Raw genomic sequence first — 19,901 nt, 5'->3', positions numbered from 1 at the left:
CGACTCGTCGTCGGCACCGGGCGTTTTTCATGACGGCCGCAACCGGCGTGTCAGGCCGCGAACCCCGCCAGCCGCTTGCGTTCCTGACGCAGCATCACGAAGTTCGCGATCACGACGCCGGCCGTCACCGCGATGATGAACAGCGTCGCGAGCGCGTTCATCTCCGGGTTCAGGCCGAGGCGCACGCGCGAGAACACGACGAGCGGCAGCGTCGTCGAGCCGGGGCCCGACAGGAACGCCGACAGCACGAGGTCGTCGATCGACAGCGTGAACGACAGCAGCCAGCCCGCGATCAGCGCCTGCGAGATCAGCGGCAGCGTGATCGTGAAGAACACCTTCAGCGGCGTCGCGCCGAGATCGAGCGCGGCTTCCTCCAGCGACGGGTTCAGCTCGCGCACGCGCGACTGCACGATGATCGCGACGTACGAGATGCACAGCATCACGTGGCCGAGCCAGATCGTGAACACACCGCGCTCGGCCGGCCAGCCGATCCACTTCGCGAGCTCGATGAACAGCAGCAGCAGCGAGATCCCCTGGATCACCTCGGGAATCACGAGCGGCGCGTTGATCATCCCGCTGAACAGCGCGAAGCCGCGAAAGCGGCCCATCCGCGCGAGCACGAAGCCGGCCCACGTGCCGATGAACACCGACGCGAACGCGGTCAGCACGCCGATCTTCAGCGACAGCCACGCGGCCGTCAGCAGCTCGTCGTCCTCGACGAGCGCCTCATACCAGCGGAACGAGAAACCCGACCACACGGTGACGAGCTTCGACTCGTTGAACGAATAGACGATCAAGCTGATGATCGGGATGTACAGGAACGCGAAGCCGACGAACAGCGCCGCGAACTGCAGGTAGCGATTCGGTTTCATCGGCGGCCTCCCTGCTCCTTCGCCTGGAAGTGCTGGAACATCGCCATCGGCACGAGCAGCAGCAGCACCATCGCGCAGGTCACGGCAGACGCCATCGGCCAGTCCGCGTTGTTGAAGAACTCATTCCACATCACGCGGCCGATCATCAGCGTGTTCGCGCCGCCGAGCAGCTCCGGAATTACGTACTCGCCGACTGCCGGGATGAACACCAGCAGGCAGCCCGCGATGATCCCGTTCTTCGACAGCGGCAGCGTGATCTGCACGAACGCCTTCCACGGCTTCGCACCGAGGTCGTAAGCGGCTTCGAGCAGGCGCAGGTCCATCTTCACGAGGTGCGCGTAGAGCGGCATCACGAGGAACGGCAGGTACGAATACACCATCCCGATGTACACCGCGTAGTTCGTGCGGTACAGCTCGATCGGCGTATGGGTGAGCCCGATCCACATCAGGAAGTTGTTCAGGAGCCCGTTATTCTTCAGGATCCCGATCCATGCGTACACGCGGATCAGGAACGACGTCCAGAACGGCAGCATCACGCCCATCATCAGCAGGTTGCGGGTAGCCGGGTTCGAGCGCGCGATGTAGTACGCCATCGGATAGCCGAGCAGCAGGCACAGCAGCGTCGTGATCGCGGCGACCCACACCGAGTTCACGTAGGTCGCGAAATACAGGCTGTCCGTGAACAGGAACGCGTAGTGCGACAGGTTCAGCGCGACGTGCACGACGCCGTCCGCGTACGACGCGAGTTCCGTATACGGCGGGATGCCGAGCTGCAGCTCCGCGAAGCTGATCTTCACGACGAGCACGAACGGCACGAGGAAGAACAGCACGAGCCACGTGAACGGCCCGGCGACGACCGCCGAGGCGCCCGTCAGGTTGAAGCGCCGCACCGGCCACTCGAGCAGGGACTTGAACGCGTTCATGACGTCAGCACCACGCCGGCGGTCGCGCTCCAGCGCACGTAGATCTCGTCGCCGAGCGACGGCGTGTCGAGTTCGGAAATCGCGAGGCTCGACACGTTCGCGATCACCGTCTTGCCCCCATCGAGCTTCACGTGATACAGCGAATAGCCGCCCATGTACGCGACGTTGCTGATCCGGCCGCGCGCCCAGTTGAATGCGCCTTCGGGCGGCTTGCGCGTGAGCGCGATCCGCTCGGGGCGCACCGACACCGTGACCGGCATCCCGAGCGGGCCCGAGATCCCGTGGCTCACGTACAGCCGGCTCGGCAGTTCCGGCGATTCGATGTACACGTGATCGGGTTCGTCCTCGACCGTCACGCCGTCGAACAGGTTCGTCGAGCCGATGAATTCGGCCGAGAAGCGGCTGTTCGGGTATTCGTACACTTCGTTCGGCGAGCCGATCTGCACGATCTGGCCTTCGCTCATCACCGCGATGCGGTTCGCCATCGTCATCGCCTCTTCCTGGTCGTGCGTGACCATGATGCAGGTGACGCCGACCTTGTTCAGGATGTTGACGAGCTCGATCTGCGTACGCTGGCGGATCTGCTTGTCGAGCGCGGACATCGGCTCGTCGAGCAGCAGCAGCTTCGGGCGCTTGACCAGCGAGCGGGCCAAGGCAACACGCTGCTGCTGGCCGCCGGACAGCTGGTGCGGCTTGCGCTTCGCATATTTGCCCATCTGCACGAGTTCGAGCGCGGACGCGACGCGCGCCTTCAGCTCGGCCTTCGGCGTGCCTTCCTGCTTCAGCCCGAACGCGACGTTCGACTCGACCGACATGTGCGGGAACAGCGCATACGACTGGAACATCATGTTCACGGGCCGCTTGTACGGCGGCATCTGCGCGAGGTCCTCGCCGTCGATCAGGATCTTGCCCGACGTGACCGTCTCGAGACCCGCGAGCATCCGCAGCAACGTCGACTTGCCGCAGCCCGAGCTGCCGAGCAGCGCGAACAGCTCGCCTTGGCGCACGGTCAGGTTGACGCTGCGCACGGCTTCGGTGTCGCCGAATTTCTTGACGACGTCGACGATCTGGACAAAGTTCTCGGCGCGCGCATCGGCGCCGGAGGAGGAAACTGAGAACGGCGCGCCTGCGACCGGCGCGCCCGACTGGCTATTCATGATGTGCTGCTTCTCTCCTGCGTTAGACGAACAAAGCCCCCGGGGACACCAGGGGCTTCATGGACTGCGGGTTCACTCCGGCTCGCGTCAGCGGCCCGACTTCAGCTCGGTCCACAGACGCGTCTGCAGACGCTGGATTTCAGGCGGCAGCGGCTTGAGCAGGAACAGCGTCTTCACGACGTCGGCCGGCGGGTAGACGGCCGGGTCGTTCGCGACGTCGGGGCGCACGTACTTGCGAGCCTCGGCGTTGGCGCTCGGGTAGTACACCGCATTGGTGATCGCCGCGTGCACCTTCGGATCCTCGATGTAGTTGATCCACTGCAGCGCGGCCTCCTTGTTCTTCGCATCCTTCGGGATCGCCATCACGTCGAACCACACAGGCGCGCCGCCCTTCGGAATGTAGTACTCGACCTTGTACGGCTTCTTCGCCTCGATCGCGCGATGCTTCGCGATCACGACGTCGCCCGACCAGCCGTACGCGAAGCAGATGTCGCCGCCGACCAGGTCGTTGATGTAGCCCGACGAGTTGAACTGCGTGATGTACGGGCGGATCTTCTTCAGCACTTCCATTGCGGCCTTGTAGTCGGCCGGGTTCGTGCTCATCGGATCCTTGCCGATGTAGTGCAGCGCCGCCGCGAACATCTGGTCCGGCGCGTCGAGCACCGACACGCCGCAGGTCTTCAGCTTCGACAGGTTTTCCGGCTTGAACAGGATGTCCCAGTTGTCGAGCGGCACCTTGCCGAGCGCCTGCTGCGCCTTCGTCAGGTTGTACGCGAGACCGGTCGTGCCGTACGCCCAGGGCACCGAGTACTTGTTGCCCGGGTCCGCGCCGGCGACGAGCGCCATCAGTTGCGGATCGAGGTACTTGAGGTTCGGCAGCTTCGACTTGTCGAGCGGCGCGAAGATGCCGGCGGCGATCTGCTTGCCCGCGTAGTTGCTGGTCGGCACGACGATGTCGTAGCCCGAGCTGCCCGTCAGCAGCTTCGCCTGCAGCGTGTCGTCGCTGTCGTAGTTGTCGTAGCGGACCTTGACGCCTGCCTGCTTCTCGAAGTTCGGGATCGTGTCCTTCGCAATGTAGTCCGACCAGTTATAGACATTGAGCTGCGTATCCTTCGCCGCTGCCGCCGATGCACCCACGCACAGCGCGAGCGCTGCGAACCGGCCCACTACCTTTGCTTTCATCCCGTTCTCCCTCCGGCCGGACGCGTTGCCCGGCTGCCGTCTGCCTCGTCATGGCGGCGCATTATGGCGCGCCGCCCCTCGAAAACCCCGAAAACTACCATCATTCGCGCCCCGTCACAAAAAAATCATGCCGGTGTCGCGCAAACGGAACAGATTCCCGCCGCCGGCCTGTGGGGCCGCCCGCGCGGCGGGGCGTTCCGGAGGAATTCTATCGGGTAATCGGCGGCTGTCCACCGGGAAAAACGGACCGCGACGAATCGGCGTTCGCATGCCGGGTGCGCCCGCTCGGCGCCCGCGTCCGACGCCGGCTGGACTGTCCCGCTCCCGCGCCGGGACAGCATGCCGGCGCCCGCATCCGGCCGGGCCGCCGCGATGCATTAAAATGGCGGCTGACGATTCAACTGCGCGAACCCTTTCGATGGCCTCCAATCTTCACGACCTCCCCGACAGCCCCTGCATCGGCGTGTGCTCGACGCTCTTCGACGAAGTCTGCAAGGGCTGCGGCCGCACGGCCGGCGAAGTGTCGAACTGGGTGTTCCTGAGCGACGACGAAAAGCGCGCGGTGTGGGAGCGCATCACGCGCGAAGGCACCGCGATGCGCTTCCAGTACGACAAGCTGTAAATCCGCCGCGCAAAAAAAGAGCGGCATGCCGACCGCCATGCCGCCAACCCCAACTCTGTTCTTGTTCCGTCGCGTCTAGAACTTCATCCCGACGCCCACGCCGACGATCAGCGGATCGATGTGCAGCGTGCCGATGCCCTTGTCGCCGAGCGTCGCATCGGTGCTCATCCAGATCTTCTTCACGTCGACGTTCATGAACACCTTCTTCGTCAACTGCACGTCCACGCCGAACTGCAGCGCGGGGCCGAAGCTGCTCTTGTTGATCGACACGCCCTCCCCGCCGACGTTGAGCCCGTTGTTGTAGAAGTACGTGTAGTTCAACCCGGCGCCGACGTACGGGCGCACCTTGCCCGCATGATTGAAGTGATACTGCAGCAGCAGCGTCGGCGGCAGCACGCCCACGCCGCCGAGATTGCCGAGGCTGGACGTCAGCTGATGCCGCGACGTGCCGAGGATCAGCTCGACGCCGAGGTAGTCGCGGATCATGTACGTGAAGTCGAGCTCGGGCACGATCGCGTTGTTCACGCCCGTGTTGATCGCGCCGAGCGTATCGCTCGCGCGCTCGTTCGGCTGGATGCTGATCGCGCGCAGCCGGACCAGTACGTCACCCTGGTTGATGCCGTCGCCCGGCGACGCCGCGTGCGACAGCGACGGCATCGCGACGACGCCGGCCGCGACGGCGGCAGCGGTGACACAAGTTCGAATCGTTTTATGCATGGTACGGCCCCCCAAAGAATGGTTTCCATTCTCCCTGTAGGGTCTTTTCGTCATCTTGATATTGGTCAAGCCAGCGTAAACGTGGGACGGTTTGCCGCAGGTTCGGTCGCACTGCCCGTCAGCAGCAGGTCGAGCAGATCGCGCACGCTGCGGATCGCGCGGCCGAACGGCAACGCTTCGCGGCCGCGGAAGAACAGCCCGTTCGCGACGTCGCCGCGCAGCGCGGCCGCGAGCCGCGTGTCGATGCAGAAGTGGCCGAATTTCTCGATGCCGTCGCGCAGCCCGCAGACGCTCAGGCATTCGAGCGCGGTCGGGCAGCGCTGCTTCAGCGCGCCGAGCTTGTTGCGAATGCGCGTCTCGTTGCGCAGGTAGCGATCGAGCCACGGCGTCTTCACCGCGCGTGCCGGCAGCCCCGTCACGCTGACGAATTCGACGATGTCGTCGGGCGTCGCATCGGCGAGCACGCGCTTGAAATGCGGATGCGCATCGCCTTCTTCCGTCACCGCGAACGGCGTCCCGACCTGCACGCCGTTCGCACCGGCCGCGAACGCCGCGCGCACCGTGTCGTGACTGTTGATCCCGCCGGCCACGATCAGCGGGATCGTGTCGCGCGCGATGCCGAGCGACGCCATCACCTGCGCGGTCTCGTCGAGCACGCGCGCGAAATCGAAACGACCGTCGTGCATGTCGTCGATCTGCATGACGCCGAGGTGCCCGCCCGCGTGCGCCGGATGCTCGATCACGATCGCATCGGGCAGGCGCCCCTTCTTCGTCCACTTCTTCAGCACCAGCGCGATCCCGCGGCTGTCCGACAGGATCGGGATCAGCGCAATGTCGTACCCTTGCGTGAGGTCGGGCAGATCGAGCGGCAGGCCCGCGCCCATCACGATCGCGTCCGCGCCCTCGTCGCACGCGACCCGCACGTAGTCCGCATGCGCGCTCACCGCCTTCATCACGTTGACCGCGATCATCCCGCGCCCTTCGCTGTACGTTTTCGCGAGACGGATCTCGCGCGCGAGCGCGTCGAGGTTCGCCGCTTCGAGCGTCGCGCGATCGGGTTGCGCGCGGCAACGCGCGAGCAGATCCGCATGATGGTGGCGCAGGTCGATGCTCGCGATCGTGCCGACCGCGCCTTCGCGCGCGACGCTGCCCGCCAGCCGGTGCGCGGAGATGCCGACGCCCATGCCGCCCTGCACGACGGGCAGCAAGGTGCGGCCGCGAATCGTCAGCGGCGGAAAGGAAGTGCGTACGGTCATCTGAAACCTCGTCGGAACATCGGAACCGCGATGATCGACGATCCACCGCCGCGCACCTTGACGGGCGTCAATAAAAAAACGGCACGCGAACGTGCCGTTTCCGATTCAGGCCGCGAGCGGCGCTCAGGCCGGCTTCGCCGGCTTCAACTGCATCGACTTGTATTCGAGATACTCTTCGAGCCCGTACACGCCGTTCTCGCGGCCGTGTCCCGACTGCTTGAAGCCGCCGAACGGCGCGGCGCCGTTCCACGTGCCGCCGTTGATGTCGACCTGCCCCGTGCGGATGCGGCGCGCGACACGCATCGCACGTTCGTCGCTACCGGCCCACACCGCGCCGCCGAGCCCGTACGGCGAATCGTTCGCGATCCGCACGGCCTCGTCTTCATCGCGATACGTGATGATCGACAGCACCGGCCCGAAGATCTCTTCCTGCGCGATCGTCGATTTCGGATCGACGCGGCCGAACACGGTCGGCTTCACGAAGAAGCCCTTCGCGAGCCCTTCCGGCAACCCGGTGCCGCCCGTCACGAGTTCCGCGCCTTCGTCGATCCCGCGCTGGATGTACGCCTGCACGCGCTGCTGCTGCGCGGCCGACGCCAGCGCGCCGAGACGCGTCGCGTCCTGCCGCGGGTCGCCCGCGACGTAGGTTTCGGCCGCGGCCTTCGCGATCTCGCGCGCTTCGTCGTAGCGGGCTTCCGGCACCAGCATCCGCGTATGCGCCGAGCAGGTCTGGCCGGCGTTCAGGTAGCACGCGTTGACCGTGCCCTTCACCGCCGTCGCGAAATCGGCATCGTCGAGGATCACCGACGCCGACTTGCCGCCCAGCTCCAGCGCGACGCGCTTCACGCCCGCGGCCGCCAGCTCGGCCACGCGCTTGCCCGCGCGCGTCGAGCCGGTGAACGACACCATGTCGACGTCCGGATCGGTGGCCAGCGCCTCGCCGACGACCGGGCCATACCCGCACACGAGATTGAACACGCCGGCCGGCAGCCCCGCCGCGTGGATTGCTTCGGCGAGCATGAACGCGTTGAGCGGCGCGACTTCGGACGGCTTCAGCACCACCGTGCAGCCGGCCGCGAGCGCCGGCGCGACCTTCAGCGTGACCTGGTTGAGCGGGTAGTTCCACGGCGTGATCGCCGCGACGACGCCGACCGGCTCGCGCACCACCAGCGAATTGCCGACCTGCGCCTCGAATTCGAACGATTCGGCGAGCTTCGCGTACGCCTTCCAGTTGTAGATCGGTCCGCCGACCTGGATCGCGCGCGACAGCTTGATCGGCATGCCGACTTCGCCGGTGATCGACTGTGCGAGCTCCTCGCTGCGTGCCTGCAGATGCTCGACGATCTTGCGCAGGTAGCCCGCGCGCGTCGCGGCCGGCGTGGCCGCCCACGCGTCGAAGGCCGCGCGCGCCGCGCGGATCGCGTCCTGCGCGTCGGACGCGACGCCCTCGGGAATCCGGCCGATCACGGCTTCGGTGCCCGAATCGATCACGTCGATCGTGCCGGTGCCGGCCGGTTTGCGCCATGCGCCGTCGATGTAGAACTGGTCGTAGATTTTCATCGTTTTCCGCCTCCAGGGAAGCCGACATTCTAGCGAGCGTTTCGGTGGCTGGTGTGACGAATGACAGCCGTTCGAAAGAACCGGCGCGCCCTCGCGCCAGTGCTCCGCCGCCAGTTGCACATGCTGGCAACGCATTTGTGTGGCCACCGCCACGTCAACATCCACCCGGGTGCGCGGCCGGGCCTGCATCGTGCTATGTTTTTATTATCGGCACCGGCCCGTTGCGACCGGCGCCGCCCGGAATCGACGCACTTCGTGAGCGCTGCCATGTCCGACGCATCCCATACCCTCGGCTCGCAAGACCGCCTGGAGCTGCTTTGCTGGCTCACCTGCGGCAACCTCGGCGCGTTTTACCTCAACGAATCCTGGCCGGACGCCGCGTTCCAGGTCCAGGCCGCGCACCGCTGGCTCGACCGTCATCACCGCCAGGCCGACTGGCTGTCGGTCGCCAGGCTTGCGGCGCTCGCGCAGGACATCGCGAAGCGGCATGCGGGGTTCGTCGACGCGTCGTGGGCGCGCGACGCGGTCGAGGAAATCGTCGATACCGACGATCTCGACTATCGGGCCAAACTCGTGCAATGGGTGTACGAAGACTGCTGCAAGGCGCTCGCGGACAAGCGGCTGGCCGATTGAGCCGCGCAGGCGGCGCCTGCGCGCGGGTCGCGACATCGCCTGGCGCGACGCGCTTTTCGCCGTGACGAACGTAACGGCCGGAATGACGACGGGGTACGGTGCATGCGCACCGCCCCTGTGCCGGCACGCGCGATGCGTGCCGATGCGTTTACAGCAGCGACTTGGCCTGCGTCAGCACCTTGTCGCAAACCTGTTTGGTCACCTGCTCCTTCAGGCCGCCGCCGCTCAGGTCGAGCTTGCTGCCGTTGCCTGCGTCGAGGATCCCGCTCGCGCCGCTCGTATAGCCGCTGTCGGACGACGCGTTGCCGCCGAGCTTGCCCAACAGCGCGTCCTTCACCGACGACGCGCCGCCGCCGGTTGCGCCGCCGAGATAGTTGTTCTGGATGCAGAACTGCAGCAGGCCCGCGACGTTGCCGGTGCTGCCCGGCGTCAGCGACGCACCGCCGCCGCCCGTCAGCGCGCCGCCGAGGCCGCCGAGGTTGCCGAGCGCCCCGCCCGCGCTGCCGCCCGAATCGCCGCCACCGCCGACCTGCTTCAGGACGTCGCCCAGCTGCGCATGGGCGACCGAAAACGGCGCGAGCAATCCGATCAGCGCGCCGGCAACGGTCGCGCGGTAAAGACGTGCATTCATGTAAAGCCTCCCGGTTGTGACTGCGTGAGTACCGCGAATCGTATCCAAGGATACGCAATCGACCGGGGCATGACAGCCTCGCGGCCGGCATGAAACGTCAGGCATCGTGATATCGCGACGATTTGACAATGCTTGACGGGCGATTTCACGCGGCATCGCGGGTTCGACAGGCGTGCGACCGCCATTCCGTGTCGCCGGCCCGCGCGAAGCGTCATAGAATCGTCGTCGCCGGCCATTCGGCCGCTGCGGCCCGACATCCACCTCGAACATGAAGGACACTCGCGTGGCGCTTGCCCATCGACTTCTGCTGAGCGCGGGCGCATCAACCGCGCTGATGGCCGGCGCCGGTGCCGCCGGTGCCGCGCCCGCAGCCACGGCGGCCGCGGCCTGCGCATCGCCTTCGTTCGACCGCTATCCGGCACCGGCCACAGCCCCCGCGCCGCGCAAACCGGCTGCCGCGCCTCGGCTCACCAGCAACGAAGCGCGCCTGTACCGAACCGTCATTCGCGACGAATTCGCGCAACCGGCCAATTTTGCCGGTCACTACCGCGTCGCGATCTGGGGTTGCGGAACGGATTGCCGAAATTTCGCGATCGTCGACAAGAACACGGGCGCGACGTACACGATGCCCGGCGTGAAGGCCGTCTCGGGCGTGATGGGCAACGACGACGAGCGCGTCGACTTCCGTGCCGGCAGCAGGCTGCTGATCGTCGCCGGCTGCTTCAACGACGATTGTGACGACGGCAACGCAAAAGCGGCCCGGTTCTTCTACGAATGGACAGGTGCCCGGCTGCGTCCGGTCGGCACATGCCCGCTGGCCATCGAGCCGGTTCAGTGAGCGGCCCGGGCGACCCATGACATCCGTTCACCTCAGTTTCGACGACGGCCCCGGCCCCTCGACGCCTGCGCTGCTCGACGTGCTGCGCGATGCATCATGCGCGGCGACCTTCTTCGTGCTCGGCAAGCACCTGGCGGGCGCGCTCGACGTCGCGACGAGAATCGTGCGCGAAGGCCATCGGCTCGGCAATCACACCCATTCGCATGCCAGGCCGGGCGCGCTCGCTGACGCCGCACTGATCGACGAAATCCACACGACCGATACGCTGATTCGCGACGTCTACCGCCGCGCCGGCCTTGCCGCGCCGAACGCGATCCCGCTGCGTCTTCCGTACGGATTGATGCCGCAGGACGATCGCGCCGCCGTGCTCGCGCACCTGCAACGCGAACACACGGGCTGGACCGCGATACTGGACGACTGGCAGCGACCGGCGCCATCGCCGCAGGCGCTGTTCGACGCGATGTGCGCGCACGTCGACGCCTGCGCGGCGCAGCATCGCGACGTGCTGTTCTGCCTGCACGACGGATCGCGGCACGGCGACGCCCGGCCCAACACGGTCGAAGCCGTGCGGCTGTTCCTGAACCGGCAGCGCTGACGCGACGGCCAGCTAACCGGCGGGCGCCGCCTCGTCCAGCAACCGGCGCCAGCCGCCGAGGAATCCGATGCCGGGCCCCGGCATCCACAGGCCGCGCTGCGCGGCTTCGAGATGGATCAGCGTCTGGTCCGCGCAGAACAGCGCCATCAGCGCGTCGTGGTTGTCGCGCAGCCACTGCGGCGCCGCATCGGGCCGCGTCGCCGCATAGGCCTGCACGCCGGCCACCCATCGCCCTCGGTCGAACACGAAGCCATCGTCCCGGCCCGCATCGCGCGACAGCGCGAACGACGCAAACGCCGCCTCGAGCCATTGCGCCCCCTGCCCCACATCGTCGAAATCCAGCACGCCGTTTACCGCGTTGCCGACATACAGCAGGTTGCCCGCGTGATAGTCGCCGTGCAGCCAATGCACCGGCCCCGTCAGCCACGAGGCCGCCGCGTCGAGATGCGCGCCGATCCGCCGGATCACCGTGTCGTAAGCGTCGCGCAGGTCGGCCGGCAGCGACGGCATCGCGCGCGCCGCGACGCGCGCATGACGGGCGGACAACCACGCCAGCGGCGCCGCTTCGCTCGCGGGTATCGCGGCCAGCGCCGTATGCAGATGCGCGAGCGTGCGCATCGCATCGGTCGCCCCCGCGTGCGGGGCGTCCGGCAGGCCGGGACGGCCGTCGATATGCTCGAACAGATGCAGCCAGCTTCCGTCGGGCGTCTGCACGCCGGTTTGCGCGCCGACGGTCGGTCGCAGTCGCGGCAGCGCGGGCAGCTTCGACGCCGTGCGCGCCTCGCCGAGATGACCGAGTATCGACGCCTCGCGCCGCATCTGCCCGACCGGCTTGCCGGCCCACGACACGCGCAGCACCGTGCGCCCCGCCTCGCACTCGACGAGATACGTTTTGTTAGTATGGCCCGACGCCAGCGCCTGCAGGCGCGCCGGCCCGATGTTCCAGTACCGGTGTAGCCACGGTTCCAGCGTTTTCACGTCACTCCTACTCGTTGCATTGACCATGTCAGAGCGTCCTTCGGCCCGCATGCGGGACATCAACATCGAATGGCTGACGCGCGCCGCCGAATTCGGCCATCTGTTCCAGACCCGCTGGCTCGGCGAGCGCTTCTTCCATCTGCCCGGCGACATGCTCGCGCTGCAGGAACTGATCTGGCGCGAGCGCCCCGACTGCATCGTGCAGACCGGTATCGCCGCGGGCGGCGGCGTGGTGTTCACCGCGTCGATGCTGGAGCTGGCGGGCAACCCGGGCCGCGTCGTCGCGATCGAACCGCGCCTGCGCGACGAGGTCAGGCAGCGCCTGCAAGCGCACCGGCTCGCCCATCGCATGGTGCTGATCGAAGGCGAATCGTGCGCGGCCGACACGCTCGCGTCGGTGCGCGCGCAGATCGGCGACGACGCACGCGTGATGGCGATCCTCGATCTCACGCATACGCACGCGCACGTGCTGCGCGAACTCGAATGCTATGCGCCGTTCGTGACGCCCGGCAGCTACGCGATCGTGATGGACACCATCATGGAATACCTGCCCGAGTCGATGTTCGACGGCAAACCGTACGGCCGAGGCAACAACCCGGCCACGGCCACACGCGAATTCCTTGCCCGCGACGACCGGTTCGAAGTCGATGACGACATCGAGGACCGCGTGCTCATGACGCTGTCGCCAGGCGGCTTCCTGAAGCGAGTGCGCTGATCAGGCGGGCGGCCTGCGCGGAGCCGTCGCGCGCGGCATAGCTGTCGCGAATCCGCGCCGCCTGCTCGCGCAACGATCCGGCACGCAACAGACGTTCTAGCGCATCGGTGATTTCCGCGACGCCTGCCTGCTGCAGATCGAGCACGCAACCCGCGCCGGCCCGCTCGACGAAGTGCGCCGAATGGAACTGGTCGTTGCAGAACGGCGACAGCAGCATCGGCACGCCGCACGCGAGCGACTCCATCACCGAATTCGCGCCGCCGTGGCTGACGAACGCGCGCGTGCGCCGCAGCAGCGCCAGTTGCGGCGCGTAACGCACCGCGATCACGCGTTCGTCGCCGGCCGGCAGCAGATCCGAATCGATCAGTTCGCCGACCGACAGCACCAGTTGCGCCGAGGTCGCGCGTGTCGCGTCGATCACCTTCGCGAACAGGTCCGGATGGTAGTAAAGCTGACTGCCGAGCGACATGTAGACGAGCGGGCGATCCGCGTCGAGGCGTTCCCACGGGAACGCCGTCTCGTCGCCGCGCGGGCCCGACGGCATGGCAGGACCGACCAGTTCGACACCGGGCGGCGGCGCGCCGACCAGCGCGTCGGTCGTGAACGCGAGCGTCAGGTGCGGCGACAGCACGTCGCAACCACGAAAGCGGGCGTCGAGGCCGTAGCGCGCGAACAGCCGCGTGCGCTCCGGTTCGAGCCATCGCACCGTGCGCAGCAGCTCCGAATCGAGATCGTCCGGCAGCACCGGATTCAGCGAATTGGACATCGACACCCACGGCAGCCCTTCCAGCTCGGCGGCAATCGCCGCGGCATAGAGCAGCGGATCGATTACGACCACGTCAGGCTGCCATTCGCGCAGCACCGCGCGGAGGCCGTCCACCTGCGCGGGCGCGAGGTCGATCAGCAGCGTGCGGATCCAGTGCCGCAGCCAGTCGGCGTCGCGAATGTTCGCGGCGAAGCTCGCGCCGCGCGACAGGTCGCGGCGCTCGGGCGTCTCGCGCGGCCCGACGAACGCGAAGTCGCCGGCGCCGTCGAGCTGTTCGCTGATGTCGGCCGGCGCATAGAACGCGACGTCGCAGCCGGCCGCGCGCAGATGTTGGGCGGGGCCGATGCAGGGATTGACGTGACCCTTCTCGGGCACCACGCAGAACAGGATGCGTTTCATGAGTGGCTCAGGTTGGGCGATGCGCGGCATCGGGATGAAGGCGATCGAGATGATCGAGGATCAGTGTCAGCGTCGTCCACAGCACGCGTTCGGTATCCGCCTGCAAAGCGGGCGCGGCCAGGCCGAGCGTGTCGGCCAGTGCATGCGTGCGGTCGCGATCGAGCAGCGTCGCGAGATTCATCGCCGGCGCGAGCCGCCCGCGCTTGGGGCCGTGCACGAGACGCTCCGGCAGGTTCAGGCGCGCACCGAGATCGCGCAGGCACTGCTTGTCCGGGTCGGGCGCGATGCTCGTCAGATGCGCGACGACGGCGGCATCGACGAACGGCGGATGCAGGTCGACCGACGCGGCGTCGAACAATGCGTGGCACAGCGGCAGATAGTTGGCCGAGCGGTCGCGGCGCAATACCTGATCCGCGCCGTCACCGGTAATCGCCACCTCGACGCCGTCCGCCGCCATCGCGTCGGCCAGCAGCAGCTTCGCGACCGGATGCAGGTTGAACATCGGCTCCTCGACCGCATGGGTCGTCCTCGGCAGCGCCGCGACGAAATCGGCCTCGTCCGCGCGCACGATCTTCACGTTCGCCTGCATCTGCGTGGCGAGTTCGAGCGCCGCGTCGAGTTCGCAGTAATCGGGCATGTCGGTTGCGAGGATGTAGGCCGTCACGTGCCGCAATGCGCCGAGCTCGCGCAGCAACGCGAGCAGCAGCGCCGAATCGAGCCCGCCGCTCAGCGCCAGCGCGACGCGCTTGCCGCTGTCGAGCGCGCGTTGCAGCGACGCGCGCAGCACGGTGTCGAGGTCGGCAGGCTGCGGCTGCTCGTGTGTCGGCTCCACCGTCAGCCCGTGCGGCGACCGGATCAGTGCATGACCGGGCGGCACCGCGAGCACGTCGCGCAGCACGGTGCGGCCACTCGGGCGCTCGCCGCTCAGGTAACCCGCGATGGCGGCCGTGTCCGGCGCGCCGGCCGGTTGCCCCGACGCCCGCAACACGGCGCGGATGCCCGACGCCGACACGCCGCTGCGCGGATGGTAGTGCAGACGATCGAAACCGAACAGGTCGCGCGTGCCGACGATCATGGATAACGAGCCTTCAAGGTGTCCACTTCAATGCGTTTGAGGATGCGATGCGGCGCCACCGGCGCGCTGCCGCCCTGGCAATGCAGGCACGCTTCGAGTGGCGTCTCGCGTTGCAGATAGGCGAGCATCGCGTCGAGCATGCCCGCGTCGTCGCGCAGCGGCAGGCCGTCGGCCTGGAAATCCTTCTCGCCCTTGTACAGCGTATGGAAATGCGCGGGACGCGTGCACGTGTAGAACATGCCGTCGCGAATCATATGGCAGCGCTCGCGGATCCAGCAATCGTGATAAAGGCGTCGGGCTTCGTCGCGATCCGTGCCGGGCTGGGCGCGGTTCATCGTCGTGAACACGTCCTGCACCTTCCAGTTCAGCCGCACGTCGAAACGCGCGGCCTGATGCTCGACATGCGCGACCAGATCGGCGGAAAGCGCGGGCTTCGGATAGCGCGAGATCGTCAGCGCATCCACCGCTTGCCAGAACGCGTCGGGCATCTCGCCGAGCTTCAGGCCGTTCGTCGTGACCGAGATCACGGGCGCGATGCCGGTGCCGCGCACGCGTTCGATGAGTTCGACGAGTGCCGGATGCAGCAACGGTTCGCCGCCGACCAGCTTGAACATGCGCGGGCGCAACACCTTCGCGGCCGTGCGCAGATCGGCTTCGATCGATTCGGGGCTCGCGTACCACTCCGGCAGGAGCGGCGACAACGAGCAGCATTCCGCGCAGGTCAGATTGCAGTGATCGACGATATGCGCTTCCAGCGAACGCGTCTGGACCCGCCCGTCCTCGACGCGATAATCGCGATCCAGCGGCGGCGGAAACACGTGCTGCCGCTCACCGGGCCGCGGCGGATTCGGGATCTCGTTCGGGTTCGTACTCACATCAGCTTCCTGCTTCCACGCAACGGGAAAAGAAATCGACCAGATGATCACGCGCGTCCACCATCGCGGACGCCATCGTCACCGCGCCGTTCAGGTGCGACGCGAAGCGCGACGGATCGTCGAGCCAGCCTTGCACGATCCACAGCTTGAGCGCGTGCTGCAAGCATGCGGCATCGACCGCCCATGCGATGTGCGTCGGGTTCACCGGCCGCACGCGCCCGTAGGCACGCACGAACGCTTCCGCGAGGTGCGGCGCTTCCAGCGGCAAATGATTCAGGCATCGCACCAGCTCGTATTCACGGGGCGCGCCGATCGACGCTTCCCAGTCGAGGATCAGCGGCGGCAGCGTGCCCGTGAACAGATAGTTGAACTGGTTGTAGTCGTTGTGGATCGGGTGCTGCGGATCCTCGGCCGGAAACGCATCGATGCTGCCCGGATAGTAGCGGTCGAGCATGCGCAGCGCGAGATCGACGTAGCGACGCAGGTTCGCGGCGTCGGTGGCGTTCGCATCGGCTCGATCGAGTGCATCCAGCAGGCTGCGGCGTACCGCATCCGCATCGATCGAGGTCAGCCGCGCGCGGATCGTATCGAGCGACGGCAGATGCAGTGGTTCGAAGCTCAGGTGCAACGCGGCCAGACTCGCGCCGAGCGCATCCCATTCGGCTGGCGAGAACGTATCGTAGGTCTTGAATTGCCCGGCTTCCCAGCGCGTCAGCATCGCGTGCGAATGCTGCCCCGACCACAGCGATGCGCCGGACGTCGTGCGCTTGAGCGTCTGCACATGGAAGCGGGTATCGCCATGCTTTTCCAGATGCGCGAGGACGGCGGTTTCCTTGACCGCGCGCGCATGGTGCTCGAGTGCATAGAGCTTGACCGCCACGCCCGCGCCGCTGTCAGTCGGCAGATGCCACACCCGCTCACTGACCTGCGTCGGCGGCCCGCCGCGATCGAGCCCGTAGGCGTCGCGAATCTCGTCGAAGGTGACGGCGAGCGCATCCATTCAGATGTGCTCGGCCGGCCCGTGCCGATACGGATGACCGGTCAGGAACGTGTTGTGTCCGACGTAGCGCAGCTTGTACATCGCCGGCCGGAACAACACCGACGGATCGTTGTTCGCGATGCCGAGCAGCGGGTACAGGTCGCGCCGCACGAAGAACGCGTTGTTGCCCATGTCGTCGCAGCAGACGAGTTCATAGCCCTTCTGCCTGCCGAGATGCACGAGCGATTCGAGGCTCGCGCCGTAATAGGTCGAGCCGTCCCATTCGTGGTCCGGATTGAAGCACATGACCCAGCGCTCGGGCGGCGTGTAGTACGGGTTGTATTCGATCACGGCGATGCGCGGCTGAAACGCCTGCAGGCCGCGCCACACCCAGTAATCGTTGCCGTCGATGTCGATCGACAGCAGGTCGAAGTCGGTCGGTACGTTCGCCTCGGTGAGCAGTTGGTCGACCGTGTCGGGCTGGACGCGATCGTGATGCAGGCGGACGCGCCCCACACCCGCGTAGTGCGCGGCAAGCTTGCCGAACCGATACGCGCTGCCTTCCACCAGTACGCCGGCCCAATCCTGTTCACGCAGCAGCCGCGCGGTATTGCTGTTGCGCAGGCCGTCGCTCGCGCCGATATCGACGCAGAAGCGGTTGGTCGGCGCGATCCGCTCCATCAGGCGCGACAGGATGCCCTCCTCGGTGCCCTGCGCATACAGGCTGGGCGCAAGGCCTGACAGGTCGAGCGGGAGAGGATGGTCCTGCATCGAAGGCGGCTCCGGAGCGAAATGGGGAATGATGGGTGGCGCTGGGTGGGTAATTTACCTGAAGTCGATTAAGCAGAGGAAACTGGCATGCGCGGCGTGGCCGGGTTTTGCCGCGGCGGATATGAAAAGCCCGCATCGACATTGCTGTCGATACAGGCCTGTAGCGCTTCTGGCGGTTCGCCCGGCGCGGTGATGCCTGACCCGGACCCACGACCGGACGAAACCTCAGGACACTTACTCCTGCCCCTGACTCGTCAGGAACTCCCCATAATTCCCGCCGAAGTCGAACAACGTCCCGTCCGTCTTCACTTCGATGATCCGGTTCGCCAGCCCGCTCACGAACTCGCGGTCGTGTCTTGTCGTTTCGTTCTCGTCGAAGTCTCCTTCTTTTGTCGCTGCAAGCCCCACACCCGATGCTTGGCGCACTTCGATTGAAGAATGGCGCGACTCGCTACTGACAACGCTCCCGCCGAGCCCTAACGTCGAAGCCTCGCCATTACGGAGTTGAAAATGAATACGAGAATCGCATTGGTCACCGGTGCCTCCTCGGGGATCGGCGATGCCACGGCCCGCCTTCTCAAAAAAAATGGACTTACCGTCTACGCCGCAGCGCGTCGGGTTGAACAGATGAAGCCTCTGGAAGCTGCCGGCATTCATGTCTTGCCGCTTGATGTCACGGATGAGACATCGGTTCGAACCTGCATCGAAACTATTCTAGAGCGAGAGGGCCGGATCGACATTCTGGTGAACAACGCGGGCTATGGCTCCTATGGCGCTGTCGAGGACGTGACCATCGAAGAGGCCCGGCGGCAGTTCGAGGTGAATATCTTCGGGCTTGCTCGCCTGACCCAGCTGGTCCTGCCGAAAATGCGAGAGAACCGCTTCGGCAAGATCGTCAACGTCACATCGGTCGGTGGAAAAATCTATACGCTCTTCGGTGCTTGGTATCACGCCACCAAGCACGCGCTCGAGGGCTGGTCGGATGCCCTGCGAATTGAGACGGCGCCCTTCAATGTCGATGTCGTTATCGTTGAACCGGGTGGCATTCGAACGCCATGGGGCGCTATCGCTGTCGATCATCTCCGGAAGACGTCCGGGTCGGGCGCGTATGCTGCGGCGGTGGCCACGGCAGCCGATGGCATGGCCAAGCTCTACGCCGGCAAGCAGCTCTCGGACCCTTCGGTCATCGCGCAAACCATCGCCAAGGCGGTAACCGCAGCCAAGCCCCGGACCCGATACGCCGCGGGCTACATGGCGAGGCCTGTTCTATTCCTGCGCTGGCTTCTGCCGGATCGCCTGTTTGATCGGATCATTGTATCGATTGCCTAACCCGTCTTGTTCACGACCGTGAATATGCTGGCGGATGAGCAATTCCTTTGCGTAGGAGTCGGATGTAAAAGCCAGTCCTGTCGACTACTACCCATCGAATTCCCGTCAGGATATCGCGATAACGGCGGAAAGGAATGCCGGGCCGGTCCAGTGGAAGGCCCGGGATTCGGCTCGGGCGTGGGAAAGAAGCGGCACGCCGGATGGCGTCGAGCTCTCCAGATAATGAATGACAGCGATCGGCTTGGGAGCCGCACATTCTCGGGGGAAATTCTCCGATGACACAAGACGTCATGAGCGAAACAAACATCGACCCTGGAAAAGCGGAGGGTGGCAAAGGCGGTTGCGGTTGCCGCCGCCCCCACAGCTTCGATTTCTTCCTTGCCTGGCTTGCCAATCCTCTGCGGGTGGCGTCCATCATCCCGTCGAGCAACCATCTTGCGCTCGCCATCACGCAGGAGATTTCTCCGTCTAGCGGACCTGTGCTGGAGCTCGGCCCGGGAACCGGCGTCTTCGCACGCGCAATGCTTGCCCGGGGCGTAGCGGAGGACGATCTCGTCCTAATCGAAAGTGGCGACGAGTTCCTGGCCGGACTGCGCCAGCAGTTTCCCAAGGCGAAGCTTCTTCATAAGGACGCCGCGTCTCTGAGGTCACTCGACGTCTTCAGTGAGCGCAAGGCTGGCGCGGTTGTGAGCGGCTTGCCGCTACTGTCCATGTCCCCTCGCAAGGTGGCGAACGTTTTGCGCGGCGCGTTTCATCATTTGCGATTCGACGGTGCCTTCTACCAGTTTACATACGGAGCGCGCTGCCCTGTATCGCGCCGGCTGCTGGACAGGCTCGGATTGAAAGCCTTGCGGGTCAGCACCACCTATTTCAATCTTCCACCGGCCGGCGTCTATCGGATAACGCGCCGTAAGTTGTTGAACTGAACGGTCCGGCGAACCTGTCCGCATTTTTGTGGGCGAGGCGGTTGAACAGCACGTTATCCACGCGCCTGCATAAATCGCTCGCCGAACAGGATAGCAAACTGG

The 19,901-nt window shown here is 66.1% G+C and carries 21 protein-coding genes; 7 read left to right on the top strand and 14 right to left on the bottom strand.

Annotated elements, in window-relative coordinates; genetic code table 11:
* Window positions 1-50: 50 nt before the first annotated feature.
* The 4 genes from HWX03_RS26065 to HWX03_RS26050 all read right to left on the bottom strand — a co-directional run bounded on the left by HWX03_RS26065 (window position 51) and on the right by HWX03_RS26050 (window position 4,134).
* Window positions 51-872: an ABC transporter permease subunit gene (locus tag HWX03_RS26065; RefSeq protein ID WP_089500223.1), complete on the bottom strand. Its 822-nt coding sequence runs from the start codon at window positions 870-872 to the stop codon at window positions 51-53.
* Window positions 869-1,795 (bottom strand): ABC transporter permease subunit, encoded by a 927-nt coding sequence (locus HWX03_RS26060; RefSeq protein ID WP_174387773.1) that lies wholly within the window; start codon window positions 1,793-1,795, stop codon window positions 869-871. Before HWX03_RS26060 ends, HWX03_RS26065 begins: the two co-directional genes overlap by 4 nt.
* Complete coding sequence (gene potA / locus HWX03_RS26055; protein WP_175819759.1) at window positions 1,792-2,952, bottom strand: polyamine ABC transporter ATP-binding protein; 1,161 nt, start codon at window positions 2,950-2,952, stop codon at window positions 1,792-1,794. The genes HWX03_RS26060 and potA overlap by 4 nt, the downstream gene beginning before the upstream one ends.
* A gap of 87 nt (window positions 2,953-3,039) precedes the next feature.
* Entirely contained in the window at window positions 3,040-4,134 is a 1,095-nt protein-coding gene (locus tag HWX03_RS26050) for a polyamine ABC transporter substrate-binding protein (RefSeq protein WP_175819758.1), read from the bottom strand.
* A gap of 418 nt (window positions 4,135-4,552) precedes the next feature.
* Here HWX03_RS26050 and HWX03_RS26045 point away from each other — a divergent pair, with 418 nt between their 5' ends.
* Window positions 4,553-4,756, top strand: a complete 204-nt coding sequence (locus HWX03_RS26045; protein WP_027784516.1) for a DUF1289 domain-containing protein — start codon at window positions 4,553-4,555, stop codon at window positions 4,754-4,756.
* A gap of 75 nt (window positions 4,757-4,831) precedes the next feature.
* On the opposite strand, the gene HWX03_RS26040 is transcribed toward HWX03_RS26045, so the two are convergent.
* From HWX03_RS26040 to HWX03_RS26030, 3 genes are all read right to left on the bottom strand, one after another.
* Window positions 4,832-5,473 carry an OmpW family outer membrane protein gene (locus HWX03_RS26040; RefSeq protein ID WP_174387775.1) on the bottom strand — a complete coding sequence of 214 codons (642 nt, stop codon included), beginning with the start codon at window positions 5,471-5,473 and terminating at the stop codon, window positions 4,832-4,834.
* 65 nt (window positions 5,474-5,538) lie between these two features.
* Window positions 5,539-6,729, bottom strand: coding sequence for a nitronate monooxygenase family protein (locus HWX03_RS26035; protein WP_175873207.1), 1,191 nt, complete (start codon window positions 6,727-6,729; stop codon window positions 5,539-5,541).
* A 123-nt stretch (window positions 6,730-6,852) separates the two neighbouring features.
* Window positions 6,853-8,289: an aldehyde dehydrogenase family protein gene (locus HWX03_RS26030; RefSeq protein ID WP_174431595.1), complete on the bottom strand. Its 1,437-nt coding sequence runs from the start codon at window positions 8,287-8,289 to the stop codon at window positions 6,853-6,855.
* A gap of 267 nt (window positions 8,290-8,556) precedes the next feature.
* Here HWX03_RS26030 and HWX03_RS26025 point away from each other — a divergent pair, with 267 nt between their 5' ends.
* On the top strand, window positions 8,557-8,922 hold the full coding sequence (locus HWX03_RS26025; RefSeq protein WP_006488152.1) for a hypothetical protein: 366 nt from the start codon (window positions 8,557-8,559) through the stop codon (window positions 8,920-8,922).
* A 148-nt stretch (window positions 8,923-9,070) separates the two neighbouring features.
* Here HWX03_RS26025 and HWX03_RS26020 read toward each other — a convergent pair whose 3' ends face one another.
* Window positions 9,071-9,553 (bottom strand): DUF2501 domain-containing protein, encoded by a 483-nt coding sequence (locus HWX03_RS26020; RefSeq protein WP_174387778.1) that lies wholly within the window; start codon window positions 9,551-9,553, stop codon window positions 9,071-9,073.
* Window positions 9,554-9,836: 283 nt separating this feature from the next.
* Between HWX03_RS26020 and HWX03_RS26015 the strand changes: the two genes are divergently transcribed.
* Both HWX03_RS26015 and HWX03_RS26010 read left to right on the top strand, forming a co-directional pair.
* The gene (locus HWX03_RS26015; protein WP_175819753.1) at window positions 9,837-10,391 is read left to right on the top strand and encodes a hypothetical protein; all 555 of its coding nucleotides are present in this window, start codon (window positions 9,837-9,839) and stop codon (window positions 10,389-10,391) included.
* A 16-nt stretch (window positions 10,392-10,407) separates the two neighbouring features.
* Complete coding sequence (locus HWX03_RS26010; RefSeq protein WP_175873206.1) at window positions 10,408-10,986, top strand: polysaccharide deacetylase family protein; 579 nt, start codon at window positions 10,408-10,410, stop codon at window positions 10,984-10,986.
* 12 nt (window positions 10,987-10,998) lie between these two features.
* On the opposite strand, the gene HWX03_RS26005 is transcribed toward HWX03_RS26010, so the two are convergent.
* Window positions 10,999-11,964, bottom strand: a complete 966-nt coding sequence (locus tag HWX03_RS26005) for a phosphotransferase (RefSeq protein ID WP_175819751.1) — start codon at window positions 11,962-11,964, stop codon at window positions 10,999-11,001.
* A 25-nt stretch (window positions 11,965-11,989) separates the two neighbouring features.
* Between HWX03_RS26005 and HWX03_RS26000 the strand changes: the two genes are divergently transcribed.
* Window positions 11,990-12,679, top strand: a complete 690-nt coding sequence (locus HWX03_RS26000; protein WP_175873205.1) for a CmcI family methyltransferase — start codon at window positions 11,990-11,992, stop codon at window positions 12,677-12,679.
* Here the strand turns inward: HWX03_RS26000 and HWX03_RS25995 are convergent.
* Genes HWX03_RS25995 through HWX03_RS25975 form a run of 5 tightly spaced genes read right to left on the bottom strand, consistent with a single transcriptional unit; the run spans window position 12,636 to window position 17,544 of the window.
* On the bottom strand, window positions 12,636-13,844 hold the full coding sequence (locus HWX03_RS25995) for a glycosyltransferase (protein ID WP_175873204.1): 1,209 nt from the start codon (window positions 13,842-13,844) through the stop codon (window positions 12,636-12,638). The genes HWX03_RS26000 and HWX03_RS25995 overlap by 44 nt on opposite strands.
* Window positions 13,845-13,851: 7 nt before the next feature.
* Complete coding sequence (locus tag HWX03_RS25990; protein ID WP_175873203.1) at window positions 13,852-14,919, bottom strand: asparagine synthase-related protein; 1,068 nt, start codon at window positions 14,917-14,919, stop codon at window positions 13,852-13,854.
* Window positions 14,916-15,794 carry a 4Fe-4S cluster-binding domain-containing protein gene (locus HWX03_RS25985; protein WP_175873202.1) on the bottom strand — a complete coding sequence of 293 codons (879 nt, stop codon included), beginning with the start codon at window positions 15,792-15,794 and terminating at the stop codon, window positions 14,916-14,918. The genes HWX03_RS25990 and HWX03_RS25985 overlap by 4 nt, the downstream gene beginning before the upstream one ends.
* Window position 15,795: 1 nt before the next feature.
* Entirely contained in the window at window positions 15,796-16,794 is a 999-nt protein-coding gene (locus HWX03_RS25980) for a phosphotransferase (RefSeq protein WP_175873201.1), read from the bottom strand.
* On the bottom strand, window positions 16,795-17,544 hold the full coding sequence (locus tag HWX03_RS25975) for an FkbM family methyltransferase (RefSeq protein ID WP_175873200.1): 750 nt from the start codon (window positions 17,542-17,544) through the stop codon (window positions 16,795-16,797).
* A 510-nt stretch (window positions 17,545-18,054) separates the two neighbouring features.
* Here HWX03_RS25975 and HWX03_RS25970 point away from each other — a divergent pair.
* Together HWX03_RS25970 and HWX03_RS25965 are read left to right on the top strand one after the other, a co-directional pair.
* On the top strand, window positions 18,055-18,873 hold the full coding sequence (locus HWX03_RS25970; protein WP_175873199.1) for an oxidoreductase: 819 nt from the start codon (window positions 18,055-18,057) through the stop codon (window positions 18,871-18,873).
* A 275-nt stretch (window positions 18,874-19,148) separates the two neighbouring features.
* A complete protein-coding gene (locus tag HWX03_RS25965; protein ID WP_175873198.1) occupies window positions 19,149-19,799 on the top strand; it encodes a methyltransferase domain-containing protein in 651 nt (216 codons plus the stop codon).
* The last annotated feature ends 102 nt before the right edge of the window (window positions 19,800-19,901 follow it).

Origin of the sequence: Burkholderia sp. BCC0397 (assembly GCF_902832865.1) — a bacterium.
Taxonomy (GTDB): Bacteria; Pseudomonadota; Gammaproteobacteria; order Burkholderiales; family Burkholderiaceae; genus Burkholderia.
Note: the sequence above shows the minus strand (reverse complement) of the source record. Positions and strands in the feature narration are given on the sequence as shown.